This window comes from Curtobacterium sp. MMLR14_010 (genome assembly GCF_001865015.1).
In the GTDB taxonomy this organism is placed as follows: domain Bacteria; phylum Actinomycetota; class Actinomycetes; order Actinomycetales; family Microbacteriaceae; genus Curtobacterium.
Map to the genome: position 1 here is coordinate 35,636 of NZ_MJGV01000022.1, position 20,671 is coordinate 56,306.

A 20,671-nucleotide genomic window follows, 5' to 3' on the forward strand; every position below is an offset into this window, starting at 1 on the left:
CCCAGCCCCCCTCAGTGTTCAGCGCGACGGAGAGCGGCGAGCTTCCTGCCGCGCGGCTTCGGGGACCGGTCCGCGGCCGCCGAGTCGTCACCCTCGCCGATGCCGTACCCGTAGCCGTACCCGTAGCGGCCGTAGCCGTACGCCCCCGGGCCCTTGACCGGCATCATCGTGATGACGAAGCCGGCGATCGGCGCACCGACGTTCTCGAGCGACGCGACCGCAGCGGCGAGCTGGCCTTTGTGGGTCTTGCCGGAGGCGACAGCGAGGATCGCACCGGAGGCCTTCTTCGACAGGATCGCGGCGTCGGTGACGGGCAGGAGCGGCGGTGCGTCGAACAGGACGTAGTCGAACTCCTGCTCGAGGCGCTCGATGAGCTTCTGCATCGCCTGCGAGCCGAGGAGTTCGGACGGGTTCGGCGGGATCGGCCCCGCGGGGAGCACGACCATGTTGCCGCGGCCCCAGGGGTGCGCGACGTCTTCGAGCTCAGCGCGACCGATCAGCAGGTCGGTGAGCCCCGCGTTGCCTTCGACCTCCATGTACTCCGCGATGCGCGGACGGCGAAGGTCGGCGTCGATGAGGATGACGCGGAAGCCGGCGCTGTCGAGTGCGATGGCGAGGTTCGTGACGGTGGTGCTCTTGCCCTCGGACTGCATCGACGACGTCATGACGAAGGTGCGAGAACCCGTGCCGAGATCAAGGAACTGCAGGTTCGTGCGCAGCGTGCGGAACGACTCGGCACGCGGGCTCCGAGGGTCGACCTGCACGATCAGGGGCCGCTCGGAGGCCTTGCTGTCGAACGCGATGCCGCCGACGACCGGCTTGTCACTGATCTTCTCGACGTCGAGCTCGGTGCGGACGCGGTTGTCCAGCGTCTCGCGGAGCACCGCGATGCCGACGCCCAGCGCGAGCCCGACGAGCAACCCGAGTGCGACGTTGACGGGCACGTTCGGGCTGATCGGCACGCTCGGGACCTCGGCCTGCTTCACCCGCGTGAGCTTGACCGTGCTGGTGCCGTTCGCGTCCGTCGCCTCGATGTCCTGCACGACGTTGGTCAGGCTCTGCGAGGCAGCGTTCGCGATGTCGGCCGCCTGCACGGGGTCGGTGTCGTCGACCGAGATGGAGATGAGGGTCGTGCTCGTCGGCGCCGTCGCGGTGATCATGCCGGCGAGCTGGTCGGGGCTCATGTCGAGCTTCAGCGTCGAGATGACCGGCAGGAGCACGATCGGCGTCGACACGAGGTTCGAGTACGTCAGCACGCGCTGCTGCGTGAAGGTGTTGCCCTGGGCGAGGTCACTGGCACTGCCGGAGGTCTCCGTGGAGACGAACACCTGCGCCGACGCCGAGTAGACGGGCTTCTTGACGAGGGAGAACCCCGCCGCTGCTGCCACCCCGACGAGTGCCAGCACCAGGATGAGAACCCATCCCTTGCGCAGCACCGTGATGTAGTCGCGTAGTTCCACGCGGCCCGCCTTCCCCGACGATGAGCCGCATCCCTGTTCTGTCCCGAGAACAGGCACACCGGGGTTGTCCCAGCGAGCGGCATGGAAATAGTGCCACACGAATGAGTCGGCCTCGGCTGTTTCCATGATGTGGGCCCCGAGTCCTCTACGGTGTCGCCATGAGCAGCGCGCCGGACCGGACGACCACCGACGTCGAGACCGCCCGCCAGCGCGACCTCTTCACGCTGCTCGTCGCCGTCGGGATCGCGGTCGTCCTCGCGCGGTTCGTCACCGGCTTCGCCCGGGGCGGCGGCATCCCAGCACCGGTCCTGCAGGTGCTGGCCGCGGACCTGGCGGTGTGGGTCCCGCTCACCGTCGGCGCCCTGTGGGTGCTGCGCCGAGCCTCCAGGCCGAACGACCAAACCGCGCCCACGCGCCTCAGCTTCGGACTCGGCCTGGGCGACGCCATCGCTGCCGTCGGCATCGTGATCGTGTGCCGCGGTGTGGACGCGGCCATGTCGATCTCGTTCTTCGGCGCCTCGGGGCTGAGCCCTGCCCCCACGCTCGGCCAGCCGGACGTGGTCCTGCTCGTCGTGTCGGCGATCGGGGTGTGCGTGGTCAGCCCCGTGCTCGAGGAGGTCGTGTTCCGCGGGCTGTTCCAACCCCGGCTGGCCGACGCGTTGACGGCGCGCACCCGGTTCCTCGCGGTGCTGCTCACGGCGTTCCTCTTCGCGCTGCTGCACGTCCTGATCGGCAGCCCGGCGACGACGCTGGGCGGCTTCGAGGTCTTCACCACCACGTTCCTGCTCGGCCTGCTCACCGGCGCGCTCGTGGCGATGACCGGACGCATCGGCGGGGCGATCCTGGCGCACGTGCTGTTCAACACGGTCGCGGTCGTCCTGACCTGGCCGCGCTGACCCGCGGGCATAGCGGCTACCGGCACCCGGCACGCGGCGAGCACCTCCGGCCGACCAGACCCCCGAAGAGGGGCCAACGCCTCCCCTGACGATCCCTAGACTTCAGTGAGCATGCCGAACCGCGTCAGCGTCTACGACAACCCGTTGGTCCGTCAGGCCCCGATCAGCGCGTTCGTCGCTCTCTCCGCGTTGCTCACCGTGGCGCTGCCGGTCCTCGAGATCACGCACGACCAGGCCTTCCTGGCGTGCTTCGTCGTCACGGCGGTCGCGACCCTGATCGCCGCGACGGCCGCCGGCCTCCCCCGGCTCGTGTTGCTCGGGGCGATCCTGCCCGCTGTTGACTTCATCGCCGTCGCCCTGCTGCGAGCCGGCACGGGCAACGGCGCCTCCGTGTTCACGTCGCTCGTCATCCTGCCGGTCGTGTGGGCGGCGTCACGGCCGGGGCGGTGGAACATCGCCTACGCCGCGATCGGCGTCGCGGTCGTCATCCTCACGCCGTTCGCGATCAACCCCGACCAGCCGCCGGCCGGCAGCGAACTCGTCCGCCTGGGCATCACCGTCGTCGTGTTCGGCACGGTCGCCGTCATCGTCCACGAACTGGCACGGAACGCACGCCGGAGCGTCGCGGCAGCGCAGGGCAACGAGGACGCCGTCCGCGCCGAGATCGACCGGGCCGCGACCGTGCAGCGCTCGCTCCTGCCGAGCACCGGCCTGGACGCCGGCCACGCGGTCACCATCGCCGGTGCCTGCCTGCCGGCGAAGACCGTCGGCGGCGACTTCTTCGACTGGTACCCGACCGCCGGCGGCATCGCCTTCAGCCTGGGCGACGTGATGGGCAAGGGCGTCGGAGCCGGCCTCATCGCCGCCGCCGTCCGCTCGACCCTGCGCAGCGCCCGCACGGTGGACGACGCCTCCGAGGCACTCAAGCGCGCGTCCGACGGGCTGGCCGCCGAGACCCTGACCTCCGAGGTCACCTTCACCACCCTCTTCCACGCCCGCGTCTCCGACGAGGGCGTCCTGCAGTGGGCCGACGCGGGCCACGGCCTGAGCTCGATCGTCCGCGCAGACGGCCGGGTCGAGCGACTGCTGTCGGGCGACCTGCCGCTGGGACTCGGACTCGAGCTGCTGAACGCGTGGCGTACGACGAGCACCGTCCTCGAGCCGGGCGACATGCTCGTGACCTTCAGCGACGGCGTGCTCGACCTGTTCGACGGTGACGCGGTCGACGCCGTCGCGGCACTCAGCCGGGAGCACCGCGACCCGCAGGCACTCGTGGAGGCGCTGTCGCAGCGAGCCGGCGAGGTCCCGCACGACGACGACGTCACGGTCGTCGTGCTCCGGCGCGAGGCAGCGCAGCTGCCCGCCGTCGCCCCCGTCGACGGGGTCGGGTCCCGCGCCGTCTGACCGGCTGACCACCGGACGGGAGGCTCGGTGCCAGCCCGCCCCGAGCCTCCAGTCCGTCACCGGGTCGCGCCACGGCGGTACGGTGACGAGGACCCGTGTCGTTCCGAGAGGACCCGCCGTGCGCCAGCTCTACCCGCCGCTCGAACCCACCCGCTCCGGCATGCTCGACGTCGGCGACGGAGAGCAGGTGTACTGGGAGGAGTGCGGCTCCCCCGACGGCAAGCCCGTCGTGTTCCTGCACGGCGGACCCGGCGCCGGGTGCTCACCGGACCACCGGCGGCTGTTCGACCCCGCGCGCTACCGGATCGTGCTGTTCGACCAGCGCAACTGCGGCCGCAGCCTGCCGCACGCGGGCGACCCCGCGACCGACCTGTCCGCGAACACGACGTGGACCCTGGTCGAGGACATCGAGCGGCTGCGGGAGCACCTGGCGATCGACGCCTGGCAGGTGTTCGGCGGCTCGTGGGGCTCGGCGCTCGCCCTGGCCTACGCGGAGACGCATCCGGACCGGGTCACCGAGCTCGTCCTGCGCGGCATCTTCACGCTGCGGCAGAGCGAGGTCGACTGGTTCTACGAGGGCGGCGCCGCGAACATCCTCCCCGACCTGTGGGAGGGGTACCTCGCTCCCGTGCCGGAGGACGAACGGCACCCCGGCGGACTGGTCCGCGCGTTCGAGCGCCTGCTCGCCGACCCGGACCCCGCCGTACACGGGCCGGCCGCCGTTGCCTGGGCGAGCTGGGAGGCGGCCTCGATCACGCTGCTGCCCCGTCCCGACCTCGTCGCGCAGTACGCGGACCCGACGTACGCGCTGGCGTTCGCCCGGATCGAGAACCACTACTTCAGGCACGACGGCTGGTTCGAGGACGGCCAGCTGATCCGCGACGCCCACCGGCTCGCGGGCATCCCGACCGTCATCGTGCAGGGGCGCTACGACCTCTGCACGCCGGCGGTCACGGCGTGGGACCTGCACCGGGCCCTGCCGTCGGCCGAGTTCCGGATGATCGACGACGCCGGGCACGCGTTCGACGAGCCGGGGATCCTCGACGCGCTCCTCGAGACGACCGCCCGGTTCGCCGGCACCGCGGGCTGACCGGCGCGGTCAGGCGGGGTCGTCGGCCGTCGTCGACGGGGACTGCTCGTCGCGGACCCGCTCGAGCTCGGCGTCGACGGCACGCCGCCGGCGCCACAAGGCTGCAACGACGAAACCGGCTCCGCCCACGACGAACAGCACTCCCCCGAGGACCGCGCCCGGGACGACACTGTCCGTGCGGTCGTCGTTGCCGATCCCGGCCGCGCCGAGGAGCAGTGACACCCCGACGAGCAGGAGCACCATCGACGCGGAGACCCACCACAGCAACGGGTACCGCAGGCGGAACCGTCGACGGTCCTGGTACGTCATCACGGCGAACACGACCCAGCCGGACACCAACGTGTTCGAAGTGACCCGGAACCATGTCTCGAGCACCACGACGGCACAGAAGGACAGCACGGCGCCTCCGACCAACCAGGCCCACCAGCCAGCCGTCCCCGTCTGCCGTTCCGTCATGTGCCCAACCGTACCGATGGCGGCGGCGAGCGGACGCGCCGACGTGGGACGAGCCTCCAGGCCGGTCCGCGTGGTGGGGTGGTCCCATGACCAGCGCCATCGTGCCGTGGGTGGTCGCCGGGGGGCTCGCCGTCGTGGTGGTCGTCCTGGTGCTCCTCCTGCAGCGCCACCGATCCTCTGCCCGCTCCGCACTCGAGGCCGCCGAGCAGGCCCGCCGCGACGAACTCGCCCGACGTGAGTCGGAGCACCGCGAGGCCACCGCCCGGGTCGAGGCGGACCGCGACCGGCAGGTCGCCGCGGCCGATGCCGAACGGCGCGACGCTCGCACCGAGGCGGAGCAGAGCCGCGCGTTCGCCCGCAGGGGCATGCAGTGGGAGGAGGCGTCGGAGCAGGCGATCCTCCAGGCGTGCCGTGCCGCGAGCGTCAACGGCGTGCTGATGACGAACGTCGTCTTCATGCCCGTCGGCGAGACGGAGTCGGGGTCGCAACGGCGGTTCGTCGCGCAGGCGGACCACGTGCTCGTCTCGGACTCCGGCCGGGGTCTGGTGATCGAGAGCAAGCGCTGGGGCGGCATCGTGTTCGACGGCCGCAAGCCGAGCGCGGTGCACCCGGCGTTCCGGAGCCTGGTCGACGAGTCGTCCCTGGTGCCGCCGTTCGCCGTGCAGGTGCAGAGCCGGAAGGTGCTCAACCACGCGGAAGAGGCCGAGAACTGGTGGCAGGTCCGGGTGCAGGCGCAGGGGAAGTCCCCCGCGCAGCAGGTCCGCACCCAGGCCCGGCGGCTCGCGAAGTTCGTCGACGAGCACACCGGCACCGCCCGCACGTGGTTCGACACGTGTGTCTACTACTCGTCGTCGTCGGCCACCGCGTTCGTCCAGGCCGAGGACCGCAGCGGCACCGTGACGACCCGCGTCGTGACGAACGACCACGAGCTGCAGTCCGCTCTGGCGGCGTGGGCGGCGAAGGACTCGGTGCCGAACCGGGCTCGGGCCGACGCGGTCGTCCGGGTCCTGGCCGGCCAGGGTGCCCACGCGGTCACGGTGGGGTCGTACCGGCTGCCCGAGTGACGGCGTCCTGCGCAGCGGTCAGGCGCGGGTGCCGTCGTTCGCACGAGTGGCACCGCCCGCACGAGTGGCACCGCCCGCACGAGTTGCGCCGTCCGCCGGGCGACGCCGTCGCCGTCGGACCACAAGGACGAGCGTGACACCAGCGGCAGCCACCACGAACGCGGCTCCGACGAGCGCACCGGACCCAGCTCGGTCGAGGTTCTCGTCAGTGTTCCAACCGGCTGCCCCGATCAGCAGCGCGATTCCGATGAAGAACAACGCCTGGATCACCAACGTGCCCCAGATCGGGAGACGACCGGCACGGGGCGATCCTGGACCTCCCCGCAGCCCGAACACCGTCGCGGTGAAGCCGGCGATGACCGCCAGCGCGACGGGGAACACCTGGCCGAGCAGTGCCACGACGACGATGGAGACGAGCACCGTCGCCACCACCGAGCTCCACCACCGCACCGACGCACGGCGATCGACGGCCCGCTGCTGATCGTCGCGCTCAGCCGGATCGGTCATGCGATCACCGTACCGATGCCTGACCGACGCAGGCCATGGGCAGCCCGCGCACCTCGACGGCGTCGCCGACGGGTCGCGTCGGCGGCCCAGCTCGCTCACTCGGTCGAGCTGACCGCCCGGAGCGCGTCCGCGATCGTCGCCAGCGCGGCGTCGATCTCGTCCGCGACCCGCTCGTGCGTGGCCGCGGAGCGACGGTAGGGGTCGTCCACGTCGTCGTCGGCGGGGTCGGCGGGCGGCGGCACGACCCCGCGGAGCCGAGCGACCCGGTCGACGAGGTCCTGCGGGGACCGCACGTCCGCCAGGTCACCGGGCTCGAGCCCGTCGAGCACCCGCGCGAACTGCTTGATCGTGAACGCCCGACGCGATGCCCGCGGCGCGAGCGACGCGACGGCCGCCCGGTGCGAACGTTCGGCGGTGAGCACGAGGTCAGCGCCCTCGACGATCTCGGCGGTCAGGTAGCGGGATCGATGGGTCGACGGGTCGCCACCGAGCCGTCGGGACTGCGCCGCCGCGGTGTCGTCCATCGCGGCACCGTCGTCCGCGATCGTCCCCGCGGACTCGACGACGGAGCCGGATGGAGCCCCGGACCCGACCCCCGCCGATGCACCGGGGGTGAGCCGAGCCTCCAGGACCTGCGCCGCCAGCGGCGACCGACAGATGTTGCCGCTGCAGACGAACAGGACGCGCATCAGGCCGCGCGCTCGCCGAGCAGGTCGTGCCGGACGACGATGGCGTCACGGCCGGGGCCGACGCCGATCGCGGAGATCCGCGCGCCGGACATGGCCTCGACCGCGAGGACGTAGTCCTGCGCGTTCTTCGGCAGGTCCGCGAACTCGCGGACACCGGTGATGTCCTCGGTCCAGCCCGGGAAGTCCTGGTAGACGGGCTTGGCGTGGTGGAAGTCCGACTGCGAGACCGGGACCTCGTCGACCCGCTGGCCGTCGACCTCGTAGGCGACACAGACGGGGATCGTCTCGAGCCCGGTCAGGACGTCGAGCTTGGTGAGGACGAAGTCGGTCACGCCGTTGATGCGCGCCGTGTACCGGGCGATCGGGGCGTCGTACCAGCCACAGCGGCGCGGGCGGCCGGTGGTGGTGCCGAACTCGAAGCCGTTCGCGCGGAGGAACTCCCCCGACTCGTCGAACAGCTCGGTCGGGAACGGGCCGGCGCCGACGCGGGTCGTGTACGCCTTGACGATGCCGATGATGCGCTCGAGCTTGCCCGGGCCGATGCCCGACCCGGTCGCGGCGCCGCCGGCGGTCGCGGACGAGGACGTCACGAACGGGTAGGTGCCGTGGTCGACGTCGAGCATGGTGGCCTGGCCGGCCTCGAACAGGACGGTCTCGCCGCGCTCGAGTGCGCGGTGGATCTCGAGGGCCGTGTCCGCGACCATCGGCCGGAGCCGGTCGGCGAAGGACAGCAGCGACTCGACGACCTCTTCGGCGTCGATCGCACGGCGGTTGAAGACCTTCACCAGCAGGTGGTTCTTCTGGTCGAGCGCGGCTTCGACCTTCTGCCGCAGGATGTTCTCGTCGAAGATGTCCTGGATCCGGATGCCGACGCGGTTGATCTTGTCCGCGTAGGTCGGGCCGATGCCGCGGCCGGTGGTGCCGATCTGGCGCTTCCCGAGGAAGCGCTCGGTCACCTTGTCGATGGTGCGGTGGTAGTGCGTGATGACGTGGGCGTTCGCCGAGACGCGGAGCTTCGACACGTCGACACCGCGGGCCTTGAGGGCGTCGAGCTCCTGGAACAGGACCTCGAGGTCGACGACGACGCCGTTGCCGATCACGGGCGTGACACCGGGCGTGAGGATGCCGGAGGGCAGCAGGTGCAGCGCGTACTTCTCGCCGCCGACGACGACCGTGTGGCCGGCGTTGTTGCCGCCGTTGAACTTCACGACGTAGTCGATGCGGCTGCCGAGGAGGTCGGTGGCCTTCCCCTTGCCCTCGTCGCCCCACTGGGCGCCGATGATGACTGCTGCGGGCATCTGGTTCTCCTCACGTTGGCGGAGGACCTCACACGGCGTCGGGCCGGTGGTCCACCCGAGTCTATCGGACGTCCATCTCCGCGTCACCGGGAGCGCGTGGACGGGAACGCCGGTCGTCGGTCGCCGGTCGCCGGTCGCCGGTCGCCGGTCGACGCTGGACCCGCACTCGGCATCCGGCGAGCACCGTGGGCGGTCCAGACCCACGACGACAAGGAGCACCACATGAGTGACCTCGGTGACAAGGCGAAGGACTTCCTGGACAGCGACAAGGGCGAGAAGGCGTCGGACGCCGGTCTCGACAAGGCCTCGGACGCTGCTGACAAGGCCACCGGTGGTGGCCACGGCGACCAGATCGACAAGGCGGCGGACGCCGCCGACGGCAAGATCGGCCACTGACCGCCGGAACCGGCGGAACGACGGACGGGAGGCTCCCCACCAACTGGTGGGGAGCCTCCCGTCCGTCGTCGTCTGCGGTCCGGCGCGTGTCGCGCCTGCGTCAGATCCGGAAGAAGTCGGCGTAGCTGGGGTCGCCCACCGGCTGGTTGTGGCCGGGCTCCGCGAGGCGTTCCTCGATCATCGCCTGGATGACGTCCGGCGGCGTGAGGCCGCGACGGCGCCACTCGAGGGGGTTCTGACGGAGCTGCGCCAGCGGGTTCTTCTGTGCCATGGCTCCACCGTGACAGCGTGTCGCTAGTTTGTCTAACTACCTGTCCGAGAGGCGCACTGTCGGCCGCGAGACGCACTGCCCACGGACGCCGACAGGCGGGCGGCCCCGGAGGACCACCCGCCTGTCGGATCGTGTCGTGTGCCTACTTGTGGACGGTGTTCGTCGCCTTCGAGGTCACCGAGGCGCTGGTCCACCCGGACTTCTTCGCGGTGACGGTCACCTGCATGCGGTGCCCGACGTCCTTCGAGGTCGTCGTGTACGTGGACTTCGTCGCACCGCTGACGGCGCTGCCGTCACGCAGCCACTGGTACGAGTACGTGATCCCGCTCGTGTTCCAGCTGCCGACCCGGGCCGTGAACTTCGACCCGACCGTGGACGACCCGGTGATGGACACCGTGCTGCCCGACTCGAGGGCGAGCTTCGGCGTGACGCCCGAGGCAGTGAGCACCTCGGCCTGGTCGCCGACCGCGTTGTGCAGGTGCAGGAGCAGCACCTTCGCGCTCGTCGTCGTCGCCGACCGGTCGACCCGGATGGCGTAGTCGTCCGGGAAGACCGAGGACGAGACACCGCCGCGGGTGAAGGACAGCGCCGGCGCGTAGGCGTCGAACGTGGCCGTCTTGGTCTCGTCGACCACCGAGGAACCGATCGTGGCGGGGACGGCGGAGTAGGCCGACTCCGTCAGGACGGTGTAGTCGAACGCCGCGTTCTTCGACGTCTTGGAGTACCCGAGGGCCGCGAGCGACACCGGGAGCACCTTGACGGCCGAGTCGAACGTGTTGACGTCCTGCCCGAGGTCGCCGCCGCCGAGGAGCTGCACGTCGACCGGCTCCGCGTCGGGGTCGGTGTCGTTCAGGTCGATCGTCGTGACGAACGTCGCGTCGACCGTCGCCGACTTGGCGTCGTACGTCAGGAAGTCCGGCGTGCCGTCACGGTCCGTGTCGATGAGGACCTCGACGTTGGTGACCGCACCGGGGTTCGCGTCGGCGCCCTGGGTCTGCACACCGAAGGTGACCAGGCCCGTCGAGCGGTCCGCGAGCCCCACGGCCGTGGAGCTGGCACCGAAGGCGCGCACGTCGGCGGCCTCGAGCGACTGCTTGGCCGTCCCGTCCGGGAAGGCCTCCTTCGGGTCGGTCCCACCGAGGACGAACGGCGCTGCGAGCGCCGAGTACCCGGTCTCGCCCGCACCCTGCGACAGACCACGGCCGCTGAGCGGGATCGTGCTGCTGGTCGCTGAACCACGGAAGGCGACGTCGTCACCGTGCACGGCGCTGACCGGCTTCGGCGCCGCGTAGGTGCCGAGGCGGAGCGGCGTCACGCCGGACTCGGACGAGGTGAAGGTCACCAGGCCCGTGGCCGCCGGCACGAACTCCCGCGGGAGCCCCTGCTGGACGGTCTCCTGCGTCGGGTCAGCGACCTTCCGCAGCAGCGTCGGGTCGGTGATCGTCATGGTCAGGGTGACCGTGGCGGTCCCGCCGGCCGGCACCGTGACCGTCTTCGAGCTCAGCGAGAACGCGACCCCGGACTGGGCGACACGCGACTCGTACGCCACGGCGTAGGTGTGCGCCGTGTCGTCGGTGTTGCGGACCAGCAGGGTGCGCTTCTCCGTGGTGGGGCCGCTGACCTCGACGACGCCGAAGGACGCCGTCACGAGCCGGTCGTTCTCCTGGCTGCGCACGGTGGTGGTGTCGTTCACGGACTGCAGCGCGTCGACACGGCCGGTGCCCTGGCGGAGCAGCGTGGCGTCACCGTCGCCGTCCCGCACGTCGTGCGTGGCGGTGTTCATCAGCGCGGCCTTGACCTCTGCGGCCGACCAGCCCGGGTGGGCCTGGAAGGTCAGCGCGGCGACACCGGCGACGTGCGGCGTGGCCATCGAGGTGCCGCTCATCGACATGCGGTCGTCCCCGGTGCCGTTGGCGGCCGAGATGACGTTGACGCCGGGGCCGGCGATGTCCGGCTTCACGATGTCGTCGAACGACCCGTGGACACCACGGCTGGTGAACTGCGCCAGCGTGTTGACCGCGTCGGCGTCGGTGGCGAGCTGGAAGCCCCTGAGCTCGTCCGCGAAGCGCACGTGCAGGCTCCCGGCCCGGGCAGCGGCCTGGAGGCTCGTCACGCTGTCCTTGGTGAGCTCGGCTCCCGGGATGGTCGCGTTGCCCGCGATGCCGCTGTCGAAGGTGTTGATCGTCCCGGCGAGCAGGGCGCCGATGCCGCCGGCGGCCTCGACGTTGTTGAACCGGACGCCGGACCCGCACTCGAGGGCACCGTCGGTCCACTTCAGCCAGACGACCTTGCCGGCGATCGCAGCCGCCTCGGTCGCACTGAACGGCTTGCAGCCGTCGACGTTCGTCGTCGGGACGACGACGTCGCCCTCGACCGGCAGGGCGCCCTGGTAGTTCTGCGAGTACTGCGCGCGGTAGGTGTCCGCGACGTCGGCCGGGGTGGTGACCTCGACGCCGTCGTACAGGCTCTGGCCGGTGGCGCTGGCGGCGACCGTCAGGGCACCCTCCGCGTTGCCCGGCGAGCCGCCGATGTCGGTGAAGTCGTCGGCGTTGCCCGAGGCGATGACCGGCAGGACACCGCGGTCGGTGAGCGCGTCCATCTTCGCGTTGTCGGGGTCGTCCGGTGCGCCGTAGTCGGAGCCGAGCGACAGGTTGATGACGTTGATGTCCTTGCCCTCGGTGAGCGCCTGGCCCACCCAGTCGAGCGCGGCACCGGTCAGGTCGGTCGACCCGCCGCCGTCACCGAACACCTTGAGGGCGTAGAGCCCGGCCTGCGGGGCGCTGCCCGGGCCGATCCACATGTCCTGGACGTCCTGGTTCGTCAGCGAGGGGTAGTCGCCGCGGAAGGTCGTCTTGTCGGCGTTCAGGCCGAAGCCCGCTGCGGTGCCGGCCACGTGCGTGCCGTGGTCGCCGCCCTTGCCGTCGATGGGGTTCTCGTCGGGAGCCGGCACCGGGTCGTAGCCCTCGGCGCTCGGGTCCGCGTTGTAGGTGGGGCCGGCGAAGTCGTACCCGCCGAGGAACTTCGAGCTGTCGTACCAGCTCGGGTCCGGCGTGCTCGTGCTCGCGAGCGCCTGGTCGTAGGCGGCCGTGGTGCCGGGGCCGCCGAAGTCCGCCTGGGTGTAGTCGAGGCCGGTGTCGAGCACGGCGACGTTGACGCCCTCGCCCGTGCGGCCGGTCTGCTGCCACGCGTCGAGGGAGCGCGTGTAGATGTCGCTCGCGGCGTTCTTCGGGCTGACGCCGTCGGCACCGGGCTTGGTCGTGCTCGGGTCGACGCCGCTCGGGGCAGCGTCGGAGCGCTCGTTGACCGTGGGGTCGACGATCTTCTTCGGCGTCAGCGGGACGACGCTCGCGACGTCGGAGCGCGCGGCGATCTTCCGCAGGGCCTCGACGTCCGCGACGACGGCGACACCGGGGACGGTGTACTCGGTCGCGTAGAGCTCGGTCGCGTCACTGTCGGCCTGCTTGACGGCGGCGCGGACCTTCGCGACGGTCGACGTCACCGCGGACAGGCGCTGCTTCGCGGCCGTGGACGGGCTCTTGGAGCGGGTGAGGTCACCGCCCTTGGCCTTGGCGTCGACCGCCAGGACCCCCTCGCCGGTGGTCCGGACGAAGGCGGCGATGGTCTTCTGCGGCTTCGCGTCCCGCAGCGGTGCGGCGAGCTTGAGGTCGGCAGCCGAGAGGCCGGCGGGTGCGGCAGACGCCGTCCCGCCGAGGGCCAGGCCGCCACACGTCAGCGCGCCGGCCGCGACGAGCGCGACCGTGATCCTGCTGATGCGGCGACGTCTGGGGTCTGGTGAAGTGGGTGGGCGCACGTGTTGCTCCGTCCGGGTGAGCTGGGGGGAATCTCCTGAAGCTATGTGGCTCCTCTCAGGGGAGGGAGTCGGCACTTTGGGGGACGTCACCCGAACGAGGTACGTCGAACCCATTAAGTTGCACAGGTGTGTGCACCTTATTAGGCTGGGGACATGACCGGATCCGAGACCCCTCCGCGCGCACCCCGTCGCGATGCCACCGAGAACCGGGCAGCCCTGATCGAGGCCGCGAAGACAGCGCTGCAGCGGGATCCGGACGCCTCGCTCGAGACGATCGCCGCCGACGCCGGGCTCTCGCGCCGTGCCGTCTACGGGCACTTCCCGTCGCGCGACGACCTCGTCCGGGCCGTCGTGACCGCGGGTGCTGCGCGGATCCTCGCCGCGATGCCGACCACGGCGGATGTCGAGGAACTGCCGCCGGCAGCGCGCATCGCGGCCATCGCCGTCACCCTCTGGTCCGAGGTCTCCCACGTCCGGTCGATGGCGCGCATCGCCGTGCGGGACCCGTTCGGCGCCTCGGTCGCCGAGGTCTTCGCGCCGCTGCGGGCCCAGGTGCGCGACGCCTGCGCACTCGGGATCGCCGACGGCTCGATGCGCGCGGACGTCGACGCGGCCACACTCGGACGCCTGGTCGAGGGCGCGTGCATCGCGGTGCTCGACGAGGCCACCCGCTCCGGCACGTCGGACGAGGACGGCCGCCGCATGGTGGTCGTCTCGGCCCTCGGCATGGCGGGCATCGACTGGCGCACGGCGATGCTCACCGGACCCGTCAGCTCCGTCAGCTCCGTCAGCTCCGTCAGCTCCGTCAGCGAGGAGTCAGCATGACCACCATCGAGATCGACCACGCCGGCATCGGCGACGAGCCGGGCGCACCGCTGCCCGTCGTCTCGGCGGTCGCCGGTCCGTACCGCCCGGGCATCCTGGCCGTCGAGACCGAGCAGGCCCCGGTGCTCGCCTCGCTCGTCGCCGGCGGGCGGATGCAGCCGGACACCGGCCGGGTGCTCCTCGACGGACACGAGGACGCCCCTGCGCTCCGCCGCGCGGTGGCCCTCGTCGACACCCCGGGGATCGCCGAGCCCTTCCCCGTGATGACGCTCCGCCGCATCGTGCGCGAGGAGCTGGCGTTCGCCGAGCGCCGCCCCTCCCGCGAGCACGTCGACACCGTGCTCGACGAACTCGGCATGTCCGCGTTCGCCGACACCCACGTGCAGCGCGTCCCCACCGACGTGCGGGTCCGGCTCCTCGCCGAGCTCGCCCTGCTCCGTGACGGCGTCACCGCCCTGGTGATCACGTCCCCCGAGCGCCACGGCGGTGTCGTGGCCGACTGGTTCGCCGTCGTCCGTGACGTCGCAGCCCGCGGCGTGACCGTCGTGCTCGTCACCTCGAAGGCCGCGGCCGAGACGGCAGCGGAGCTCCTGGCGACCATCCCCGTGCCGGCCGAGCCGAGCCTCCCGGCTGATCCCGACCCCGACGCAACCGCAGCAACCGCTCCCCTGGAGACCCGCTCGTGACCACCACCTCGCTCGTCCGCGCCGAACTCGCGCGACTCACCGCGACCCCCCTCGCACGCCTGGCGTTCATCGCGCTCATGGTCGTGCCGCTGCTGTACGGCGGCGCCTACCTCTGGGCCAACCGCGACCCCTACGCCAAGCTCGACCAGGTCCCGGCGGCGATCGTCGACCAGGACGCTGGTGCCACGCTCGACGGTGACACCGTGGACTACGGCAAGGACGTCGCGAAGCGGGCGATCGACGGCGGCGACTTCAAGTGGGAGCGGGCCTCCGCGGCCGAAGCGCGCTCCGGCGTGCGGAACGGCACCTACGACTTCGTTGTGACGATCCCGCACGACTTCTCCGAGTCGCTCGTGTCGGCGCAGTCCGACGACCCCAGGCGCGCCCGACTCGTGATGACGACGGCGGACACGAACTCCTACCTCGCCTCGACGATCGCGGAGCAGGCCGGCAAGACCATGCGCACCGCGGTGGCCGAGCAGGTCGGCAAGGAAGCGGCGAAGACCCTGCTCGTCGGACTCGCCGACGTGCGGGACAGCCTCGGCGACGCGGTCGACGGTGCCGGCAAGGTCGCGTCCGGTGCTGCCTCCGCGTCGAACGGCGCGGACCAGCTGGCGTCGGGGACGTCGAAGCTCCGGGACGGCGCGGCACAGCTCGCGTCGGGCACGAAGGCGCTGCCGGGGCAGACCACGAAGCTGAACGACGGCGCGCAGCAGGTCGCGACCGGGGCGGCGTCGCTGTCCTCGGGGCTGTCGACGCTGCAGCAGAAGACCGCGTCCCTGCCCGCGCAGACCAGCCAGCTGAACGACGGCGCCACGCAGCTGCAGTCCGGACTGCACCAGCTGCGCGACTCGACCGCGTCCCTGCCGGCCGACTCCGCGACGCTCGCGCAGGGTGCGTCCCGCGTCGCGGACGGCAACGCGCGACTGGCCGACGAGGCCGCGCCGTTCATCGCCGGCGTCCAGCAGCTGGCGACGGACTCCCCCACGCTCGCGGCCCAGCTGAAGCCCCTCGTCGAGGGCTCGACGTTGCCCGACGACCAGAAGACGGCACTGCTCGCCACGCTCAACCAGCTCGCCGCATCGGGTGCGCAGCTCGGGACCGGTGCGACGGCCCTGTCCGACAACCTCGGCGCCCTGCAGACCGGCAGCGCGCAGGTGGCGGCGGGCGCGTCGAAGCTCGCGACCGCGGCCCCGACGCTGACCTCCGGCGTGCAGCGACTCTCCGACGGCTCGGACGCCCTGGCCGCCGGCACCGGGACGCTCGCCGCCGCGGCACCGGCCCTGTCGAACGGCATCGGGACCGCCGCCTCGGGTGCGTCCACGCTGTCGGACGGCGCGGCGCAGGTCGCCTCGGGCACGTCGACGCTGGCCGCCTCCGCGCCGACCCTGACGAACGGCGCCCAGTCACTCGCGACCGGGACCGCCACGGCGGACGACGGCACGAGGAAGCTCGCGACCGGGCTGCACTCCCTGAAGTCCGGCTCGTCGAAGCTGGCGGACTCGCTCGACGAGGGGCGGACCAAGATCCCCGCATCGAACGCGTCCCAGCGTGAGTCGCAGGCGTCGGTGATCTCCGACCCGGTGCGGGTGGGCGACGACAACGTGGCCGCGGCCGACAACTACGGCGCCGGACTGGCCCCGTTCTTCATCTCGCTCGCAGCGTGGATCGGCATGTACGCGCTGTTCCTCATCCTCCGACCGATCTCGAAGCGCGCGATCACCGCGGTGAAGAAGCCCGTGCAGATCGTCCTCGGCGGGTGGCTCACGCCCGTGGTGCTCGGCGTCGTGCAGATGGTGGCGCTGTTCTTCATCGTGCGGTTCGCGCTCGACCTCGGCGTGCAGTGGCCCGCGGCGACGATCGGTGTGATGGTGCTGGCCTCGGCGACGTTCGCGGCGATCCTGATGGCGCTGAACGTGCTGCTCGGGTCCGTCGGGCAGTTCCTCGGCCTCGTGCTGATGCTCGTGCAGCTCGTCACGGCTGGCGGGACGTTCCCGTGGCAGACCCTGCCGGGGCCGTTGGCAGCGCTGCACTTCGCCCTGCCGATGTCGTACTCCGTCGACGCCCTGCGCCAGACGATGTACGGCGGGTCGACCGGTGCGGTGTGGTCCGACGCGGGCGTGCTGGCGTGCTGGATGCTCGGCGCGCTGCTGGTCACCTTCGTGGTGGCGTCCCGCCAGGGTCGTTCCCGCACGCTCCGCGACCTGCGCCCGAGCCTGATTGGGTAGCGGGCGCCCTCCCCTTCCCGCGCCCCGCGCCGGCATCGAGGGAGCAGAAATCGTCGAGTGCTTCCGAAGCACCCGACCATTTCTGCTCCCTCGATGCGTCCTGGGGCGCGTGGGTGGGCGGGCGGTCGTCAGGAGCCCGGGCGGCCCAAGGGGGCGACGGCCATGGAGCCGCCGAGCCAGCGGGTGTCCTCGTCGGGGAGCGCGTCGATCTCGTCGGCGCTCACGACCCTGCGTGCGTCGTCGACGGGGTGGAAGCCGATCGCCTCACCAGCGGCGAAGTCGGCCGGTGTCCCGCTGTTCCGCGACAGCGCCCACACGACGTGGTGGCCCGGCTCGGTGAGCTCGACGGTCGCGAGCACCAGCCGCGCGAGGTCGTCGGCCGACGTCCACAGCAACAGCGCCCGGCGTGAGGACGGCCGCTCCCCGAAGGCACCGATCCGCGCGGAGACGATCGACATGCCGTACCGGTCGGCGAACAGACTGCCGAGCAGCTCCATGCCCGCCTTGGTCACGCCGTAGTAGCAGTCCGGCCGCGGGAGTCGGTCGCCCGGGACGCTCCCGGCCGGGACGTCCTCCTCGACCCGGCCGACCGCGTGGATGGAGCTCGCCTGCACCACACGCAGGACGCCGTTCTCGGCCGCGCGCTCCAGGACGTTCTTCGTCCCCGTGAGGTTCGCCGTGACGAGGGCGTCCCAGTCGGTCTCGGACGGGATGCCCGCCAGGTGGACGACCGTGTCCACGCCGACGATCGCGTTCTCCAGGACGTCGAGGTCGTTCACCGATCCGAGCACCAGCCGCTCCCCCGCGACGACCGGGTCGTCGGGAGCCCGCTCGTCGAGCAGCACGAGGTCGTGTCCTGCGGCACGGAGCCGGGGACGGAGACTCGTCCCGATCCGCCCGGCCGCACCGGTGATGAGCAGCGTCGCCATGGCGCGGAGGCTACGCGGACCTCCCGAGGAGCGCCGCCAGGTGTGCCAGCGCCGCAGACCGGTGCACGGTCAGGTCGGTCCGCGTCCAGCGCAACACCGTCCACCCGAGTCGCTCGAGTTCGCGGTACCGGCGGATGTCGGCGGCCCACTGGTCGGGGCCCGTGCGGTGGTGGTCGCCCTCGTACTCGAGCACCACCCGGTGCTCGGGCCAGGCCATGTCGACACGGCCGACGAAGAACCCGTGCTCGTCGTGCACGTCGACCTGGAGCTGCGGCTCGGGGAGCCCGGCACGGACGATCACGAGTCGGCAGCGGGTCTCCTGTGGCGACCCTGCCCCGACGCGGACGAGGTCGAGCGCGGCTCGGAGCCGACGGGCTCCACGACACGAGCCATGCAGCGCCAGCACCCTCCGGAGTTCCTCGACGCCCGTGCGGCAGGCGCTGGACGTGACCACGGCATCCCCGAGCACCACGAGGTCGTCGAGCTCCAGCAGCGCGCCGCACTCGACCCACATCGACGCCGGGGTGCTGGCCGGCATGCCCCAGCGCTGCCGGACCTCCGCGCGCTCGGGATCAGCGCGGTGCCCGACGACGTTCATCCGCCGCATCGGTGCTGCCGGCCGGACGCTGGTGACGTGCACCCGGTCGTCGTCCTGGTGCTCGCGCGGGAGTGGGAGTTCCCAGAGCCGCGCGGCCGACGTGTGGCTGACGAACTGCCCGGGCAGCAGGACCGGTCGGAAAGCACGGATGCGCGCGATGCCCTGCGGCGGGGCGGTACTGCTCCAGCGGATGGACCGCGTCGGGCGTTCCAGGTCGTGGCGGCGCAGGCGCTCCCGCGAGACCCCGGCTCGGTCGGCGGCACCGACGTCGAACGGGCGTCCCCGCAACGCGGGTGGCAGTGGTCGTGATCGCATCCCGCCACTCTGCGAGGCGTTGGACGCGCCCACCTGCCGGAGCCGCGCCGCTGTGGACGACGCGCACCGAGCCTCCCGTGTGGAGGGATGCCGAACCCGCGCCCACGCACGCGCCGCGCCCACGCCCGCGCATCGAGGGCGAACGAGAGACGCCTACCCGCGCGCCTTCTGCGTGTAGATCGCGCCCGTGGAGAAGTCCTCCTCGAGCTGTTCCAGCGAGCGGCCGTTCGTCTCCGGCACCTTCGTGATCGCGAAGACCAGCGCCAGGGCGTTGAGCACCGCGAAGATGAAGAACGTCGTCGAGATGCCCGTCGCGCTCACCACGATCGGGAACAGCGTCGACACCGCGAAGTTCGTCAGCCAGAGGATGAGCACCGTCAGCCCCATGCCCACGCCGCGGAGCTTGAGCGGGAAGATCTCGGAGAGCATCAGCCAGACCAGAGGTCCGATCGTGCCCTGCATCGTGCCGACGAAGCAGATGACGAACACGAGCACGACGACCGCGCGCAGCGTGCCCTCGGGCAGGACGAGCGACGACAGGCCGATCAGCAGGTGGAACACGGTCGTGCCCGTGAACCCGAAGACCAGCATCGTGCGCCGCCCGAAGCGGTTGATGACCCGCAGCGCCACGACCATCGCGAGCACGGCGATGATGCCCGAGCCGACGTTGGCGATGAGGGCCGTCGAACCGGAGAACCCGGACTCGGTGAGCACCTGCGTGCCGTAGTACATGATCGAGTTGATCCCGGTGAGCTGCTGCGCGACGGCCAGCCCGATCCCGATGAACAGGATCTTGCGCAGCCACGGCGCCGCCAGCAGGTCGCTGATGCGGGCGCGCTTGGCCTCGGCCTCCTGCGCGGCGAGCTCCTCGACCTCGGCCATCTCGGCCTCGGCCCGGTCGTCGGCGCGGATCTGCTTGAGCACGGCGAGTGCGTCCTCGCGCCGACCCTTGCCGAGCAGCCAGCGCGGGCTCTCGGGGACGGTGAACATCCCGATGAACAGGGCGATCGCCGGCAGCACCGCGACGGACAGCATGTAGCGCCAGACGTTGCCGTCCTCGCTCCAGATCGTGCCGATGACCGCGTTGATGGCGAACGCCGCGAGCTGCCCCGTGACGATCATCAGCTCGTTGCGGCTGACCAGCCCGCCGCGGTTCTCGGTGGGGGCGAGCTCGGCGAGGAACACCGGCACCGTGACCGACGCACCGCCGACCGCGACGCCGAGGAAGAGCCGCGACACCATCAGGAACTCCCACGACGGTGCGAGGACGCAGGCCACCGCGGCGAGGAAGAACAGCACCGCCAGGGTGTTGATCGTGGGCTTGCGGCCCCAGGCGTCGGAGATGCGTCCGATGAAGAACGCGCCGATCGCCGCCCCGATCAGGATGGACGAGGTCATGAAGCCCTCGGCCGTGGGGTTCGGCACGAAGCCCGAGTCGAGCATCGGCTGCAGGGCACCGTTGATGACGCCGGTGTCGTACCCGAAGAGCAGCCCACCGAAGGTCGCGATGACCGCGACGATGCCGAGGCGCTTGGTGTGCGGGCCGTTCACGAGCGGGGGCAGTGCCCCCGTTCCGGGTGCTGGGCTGGTCTGCGCGGTTGCCACTTGTCCTCCGTTGGTCAAGGAAACGGTCTCACGCCGGGCAGGGGTGCTGCGCCGCCGCGGGCTCATGTCATGACAATAAGACCAACTCCGCGAAAAGGAAAACCCCCGATCAGCGTTGGAGCGCGCCATCAGCATCGACACCA

Annotated in this window: 18 protein-coding genes; 8 read left to right on the forward strand and 10 right to left on the reverse strand. The window is 71.5% G+C overall.

Annotation, left to right across the window (positions count from 1 at the left end):
• Nucleotides 1-11: 11 nt before the first annotated feature.
• Nucleotides 12-1,460: a polysaccharide biosynthesis tyrosine autokinase gene (locus tag BIU98_RS04720; RefSeq protein ID WP_071272382.1), complete on the reverse strand. Its 1,449-nt coding sequence runs from the start codon at nucleotides 1,458-1,460 to the stop codon at nucleotides 12-14.
• A 158-nt stretch (nucleotides 1,461-1,618) separates the two neighbouring features.
• On the opposite strand from BIU98_RS04720, the gene BIU98_RS04725 reads away from it, so the two are divergent.
• The 3 genes from BIU98_RS04725 (at nucleotide 1,619) to pip (ending at nucleotide 4,850) form a co-directional block, all read left to right on the forward strand.
• Nucleotides 1,619-2,356 carry a CPBP family intramembrane glutamic endopeptidase gene (locus BIU98_RS04725; protein WP_071272385.1) on the forward strand — a complete coding sequence of 246 codons (738 nt, stop codon included), beginning with the start codon at nucleotides 1,619-1,621 and terminating at the stop codon, nucleotides 2,354-2,356.
• 111 nt (nucleotides 2,357-2,467) lie between these two features.
• Nucleotides 2,468-3,760: a PP2C family protein-serine/threonine phosphatase gene (locus BIU98_RS04730; protein ID WP_083392982.1), complete on the forward strand. Its 1,293-nt coding sequence runs from the start codon at nucleotides 2,468-2,470 to the stop codon at nucleotides 3,758-3,760.
• A gap of 118 nt (nucleotides 3,761-3,878) precedes the next feature.
• Nucleotides 3,879-4,850, forward strand: coding sequence for a prolyl aminopeptidase (pip, locus tag BIU98_RS04735; protein WP_071272391.1), 972 nt, complete (start codon nucleotides 3,879-3,881; stop codon nucleotides 4,848-4,850).
• Nucleotides 4,851-4,859: 9 nt separating this feature from the next.
• On the opposite strand, the gene BIU98_RS04740 is transcribed toward pip, so the two are convergent.
• Complete coding sequence (locus BIU98_RS04740; RefSeq protein WP_071272394.1) at nucleotides 4,860-5,306, reverse strand: hypothetical protein; 447 nt, start codon at nucleotides 5,304-5,306, stop codon at nucleotides 4,860-4,862.
• An 86-nt stretch (nucleotides 5,307-5,392) separates the two neighbouring features.
• Between BIU98_RS04740 and BIU98_RS04745 the strand changes: the two genes are divergently transcribed.
• Nucleotides 5,393-6,370, forward strand: a complete 978-nt coding sequence (locus BIU98_RS04745; protein ID WP_071272397.1) for an NERD domain-containing protein — start codon at nucleotides 5,393-5,395, stop codon at nucleotides 6,368-6,370.
• 18 nt (nucleotides 6,371-6,388) lie between these two features.
• On the opposite strand, the gene BIU98_RS04750 is transcribed toward BIU98_RS04745, so the two are convergent.
• The 3 genes from BIU98_RS04750 to BIU98_RS04760 form a co-directional block, all read right to left on the reverse strand.
• Nucleotides 6,389-6,877 (reverse strand): hypothetical protein, encoded by a 489-nt coding sequence (locus tag BIU98_RS04750; RefSeq protein ID WP_071272400.1) that lies wholly within the window; start codon nucleotides 6,875-6,877, stop codon nucleotides 6,389-6,391.
• 95 nt (nucleotides 6,878-6,972) lie between these two features.
• Nucleotides 6,973-7,566 (reverse strand): hypothetical protein, encoded by a 594-nt coding sequence (locus BIU98_RS04755; protein ID WP_083392983.1) that lies wholly within the window; start codon nucleotides 7,564-7,566, stop codon nucleotides 6,973-6,975.
• On the reverse strand, nucleotides 7,566-8,864 hold the full coding sequence (locus BIU98_RS04760; protein WP_071272406.1) for an adenylosuccinate synthase: 1,299 nt from the start codon (nucleotides 8,862-8,864) through the stop codon (nucleotides 7,566-7,568). The genes BIU98_RS04755 and BIU98_RS04760 overlap by 1 nt, the downstream gene beginning before the upstream one ends.
• Nucleotides 8,865-9,086: 222 nt before the next feature.
• On the opposite strand from BIU98_RS04760, the gene BIU98_RS04765 reads away from it, so the two are divergent.
• Nucleotides 9,087-9,260, forward strand: coding sequence for an antitoxin (locus BIU98_RS04765; protein ID WP_071272496.1), 174 nt, complete (start codon nucleotides 9,087-9,089; stop codon nucleotides 9,258-9,260).
• 100 nt (nucleotides 9,261-9,360) lie between these two features.
• On the opposite strand, the gene BIU98_RS19260 is transcribed toward BIU98_RS04765, so the two are convergent.
• Together BIU98_RS19260 and BIU98_RS04770 are read right to left on the reverse strand one after the other, a co-directional pair.
• Nucleotides 9,361-9,531 (reverse strand): hypothetical protein, encoded by a 171-nt coding sequence (locus BIU98_RS19260; protein WP_175481288.1) that lies wholly within the window; start codon nucleotides 9,529-9,531, stop codon nucleotides 9,361-9,363.
• A gap of 142 nt (nucleotides 9,532-9,673) precedes the next feature.
• Entirely contained in the window at nucleotides 9,674-13,342 is a 3,669-nt protein-coding gene (locus tag BIU98_RS04770; RefSeq protein WP_071272409.1) for a S8 family serine peptidase, read from the reverse strand.
• Nucleotides 13,343-13,495: 153 nt separating this feature from the next.
• Here BIU98_RS04770 and BIU98_RS04775 point away from each other — a divergent pair, with 153 nt between their 5' ends.
• Genes BIU98_RS04775 through BIU98_RS04785 form a run of 3 tightly spaced genes read left to right on the forward strand, consistent with a single transcriptional unit; the run spans nucleotide 13,496 to nucleotide 17,081 of the window.
• A complete protein-coding gene (locus BIU98_RS04775; protein ID WP_071272412.1) occupies nucleotides 13,496-14,167 on the forward strand; it encodes a TetR/AcrR family transcriptional regulator in 672 nt (223 codons plus the stop codon).
• Nucleotides 14,164-14,853 (forward strand): hypothetical protein, encoded by a 690-nt coding sequence (locus BIU98_RS04780; protein WP_071272415.1) that lies wholly within the window; start codon nucleotides 14,164-14,166, stop codon nucleotides 14,851-14,853. The genes BIU98_RS04775 and BIU98_RS04780 overlap by 4 nt, the downstream gene beginning before the upstream one ends.
• The gene (locus BIU98_RS04785; protein ID WP_071272418.1) at nucleotides 14,850-17,081 is read left to right on the forward strand and encodes a YhgE/Pip domain-containing protein; all 2,232 of its coding nucleotides are present in this window, start codon (nucleotides 14,850-14,852) and stop codon (nucleotides 17,079-17,081) included. Before BIU98_RS04780 ends, BIU98_RS04785 begins: the two co-directional genes overlap by 4 nt.
• Nucleotides 17,082-17,209: 128 nt before the next feature.
• On the opposite strand, the gene BIU98_RS04790 is transcribed toward BIU98_RS04785, so the two are convergent.
• The 3 genes from BIU98_RS04790 to BIU98_RS04800 form a co-directional block, all read right to left on the reverse strand.
• Nucleotides 17,210-18,010 (reverse strand): NAD(P)-dependent oxidoreductase, encoded by an 801-nt coding sequence (locus BIU98_RS04790; protein WP_071272421.1) that lies wholly within the window; start codon nucleotides 18,008-18,010, stop codon nucleotides 17,210-17,212.
• A gap of 10 nt (nucleotides 18,011-18,020) precedes the next feature.
• Entirely contained in the window at nucleotides 18,021-18,923 is a 903-nt protein-coding gene (locus BIU98_RS04795; protein ID WP_071272424.1) for an endonuclease domain-containing protein, read from the reverse strand.
• A gap of 153 nt (nucleotides 18,924-19,076) precedes the next feature.
• Nucleotides 19,077-20,528, reverse strand: a complete 1,452-nt coding sequence (locus tag BIU98_RS04800) for a sugar porter family MFS transporter (protein WP_071272427.1) — start codon at nucleotides 20,526-20,528, stop codon at nucleotides 19,077-19,079.
• Between the last annotated feature and the right edge of the window lie 143 nt (nucleotides 20,529-20,671).

What these genes read in the sequence shown, in the direction of transcription:
- BIU98_RS04750 (WP_071272400.1), bottom strand. Translation starts at nt 6,877, where the DNA reads ATGACCGATCCGGCTGAGCGCGACGATCAGCAGCGGGCCGTCGATCGC.
- BIU98_RS04795 (WP_071272424.1), bottom strand. Translation starts at nt 18,923, where the DNA reads ATGCGATCACGACCACTGCCACCCGCGTTGCGGGGACGCCCGTTCGAC.
- BIU98_RS04740 (WP_071272394.1), bottom strand. Translation starts at nt 5,306, where the DNA reads ATGACGGAACGGCAGACGGGGACGGCTGGCTGGTGGGCCTGGTTGGTC.
- BIU98_RS04775 (WP_071272412.1), top strand. Translation starts at nt 13,496, where the DNA reads ATGACCGGATCCGAGACCCCTCCGCGCGCACCCCGTCGCGATGCCACC.
- BIU98_RS04730 (WP_083392982.1), top strand. Translation starts at nt 2,468, where the DNA reads ATGCCGAACCGCGTCAGCGTCTACGACAACCCGTTGGTCCGTCAGGCC.
- BIU98_RS04790 (WP_071272421.1), bottom strand. Translation starts at nt 18,010, where the DNA reads ATGGCGACGCTGCTCATCACCGGTGCGGCCGGGCGGATCGGGACGAGT.
- BIU98_RS04780 (WP_071272415.1), top strand. Translation starts at nt 14,164, where the DNA reads ATGACCACCATCGAGATCGACCACGCCGGCATCGGCGACGAGCCGGGC.
- BIU98_RS04760 (WP_071272406.1), bottom strand. Translation starts at nt 8,864, where the DNA reads ATGCCCGCAGCAGTCATCATCGGCGCCCAGTGGGGCGACGAGGGCAAG.
- BIU98_RS04765 (WP_071272496.1), top strand. Translation starts at nt 9,087, where the DNA reads ATGAGTGACCTCGGTGACAAGGCGAAGGACTTCCTGGACAGCGACAAG.
- BIU98_RS19260 (WP_175481288.1), bottom strand. Translation starts at nt 9,531, where the DNA reads ATGGCACAGAAGAACCCGCTGGCGCAGCTCCGTCAGAACCCCCTCGAG.
- BIU98_RS04725 (WP_071272385.1), top strand. Translation starts at nt 1,619, where the DNA reads ATGAGCAGCGCGCCGGACCGGACGACCACCGACGTCGAGACCGCCCGC.
- BIU98_RS04745 (WP_071272397.1), top strand. Translation starts at nt 5,393, where the DNA reads ATGACCAGCGCCATCGTGCCGTGGGTGGTCGCCGGGGGGCTCGCCGTC.
- BIU98_RS04755 (WP_083392983.1), bottom strand. Translation starts at nt 7,566, where the DNA reads ATGCGCGTCCTGTTCGTCTGCAGCGGCAACATCTGTCGGTCGCCGCTG.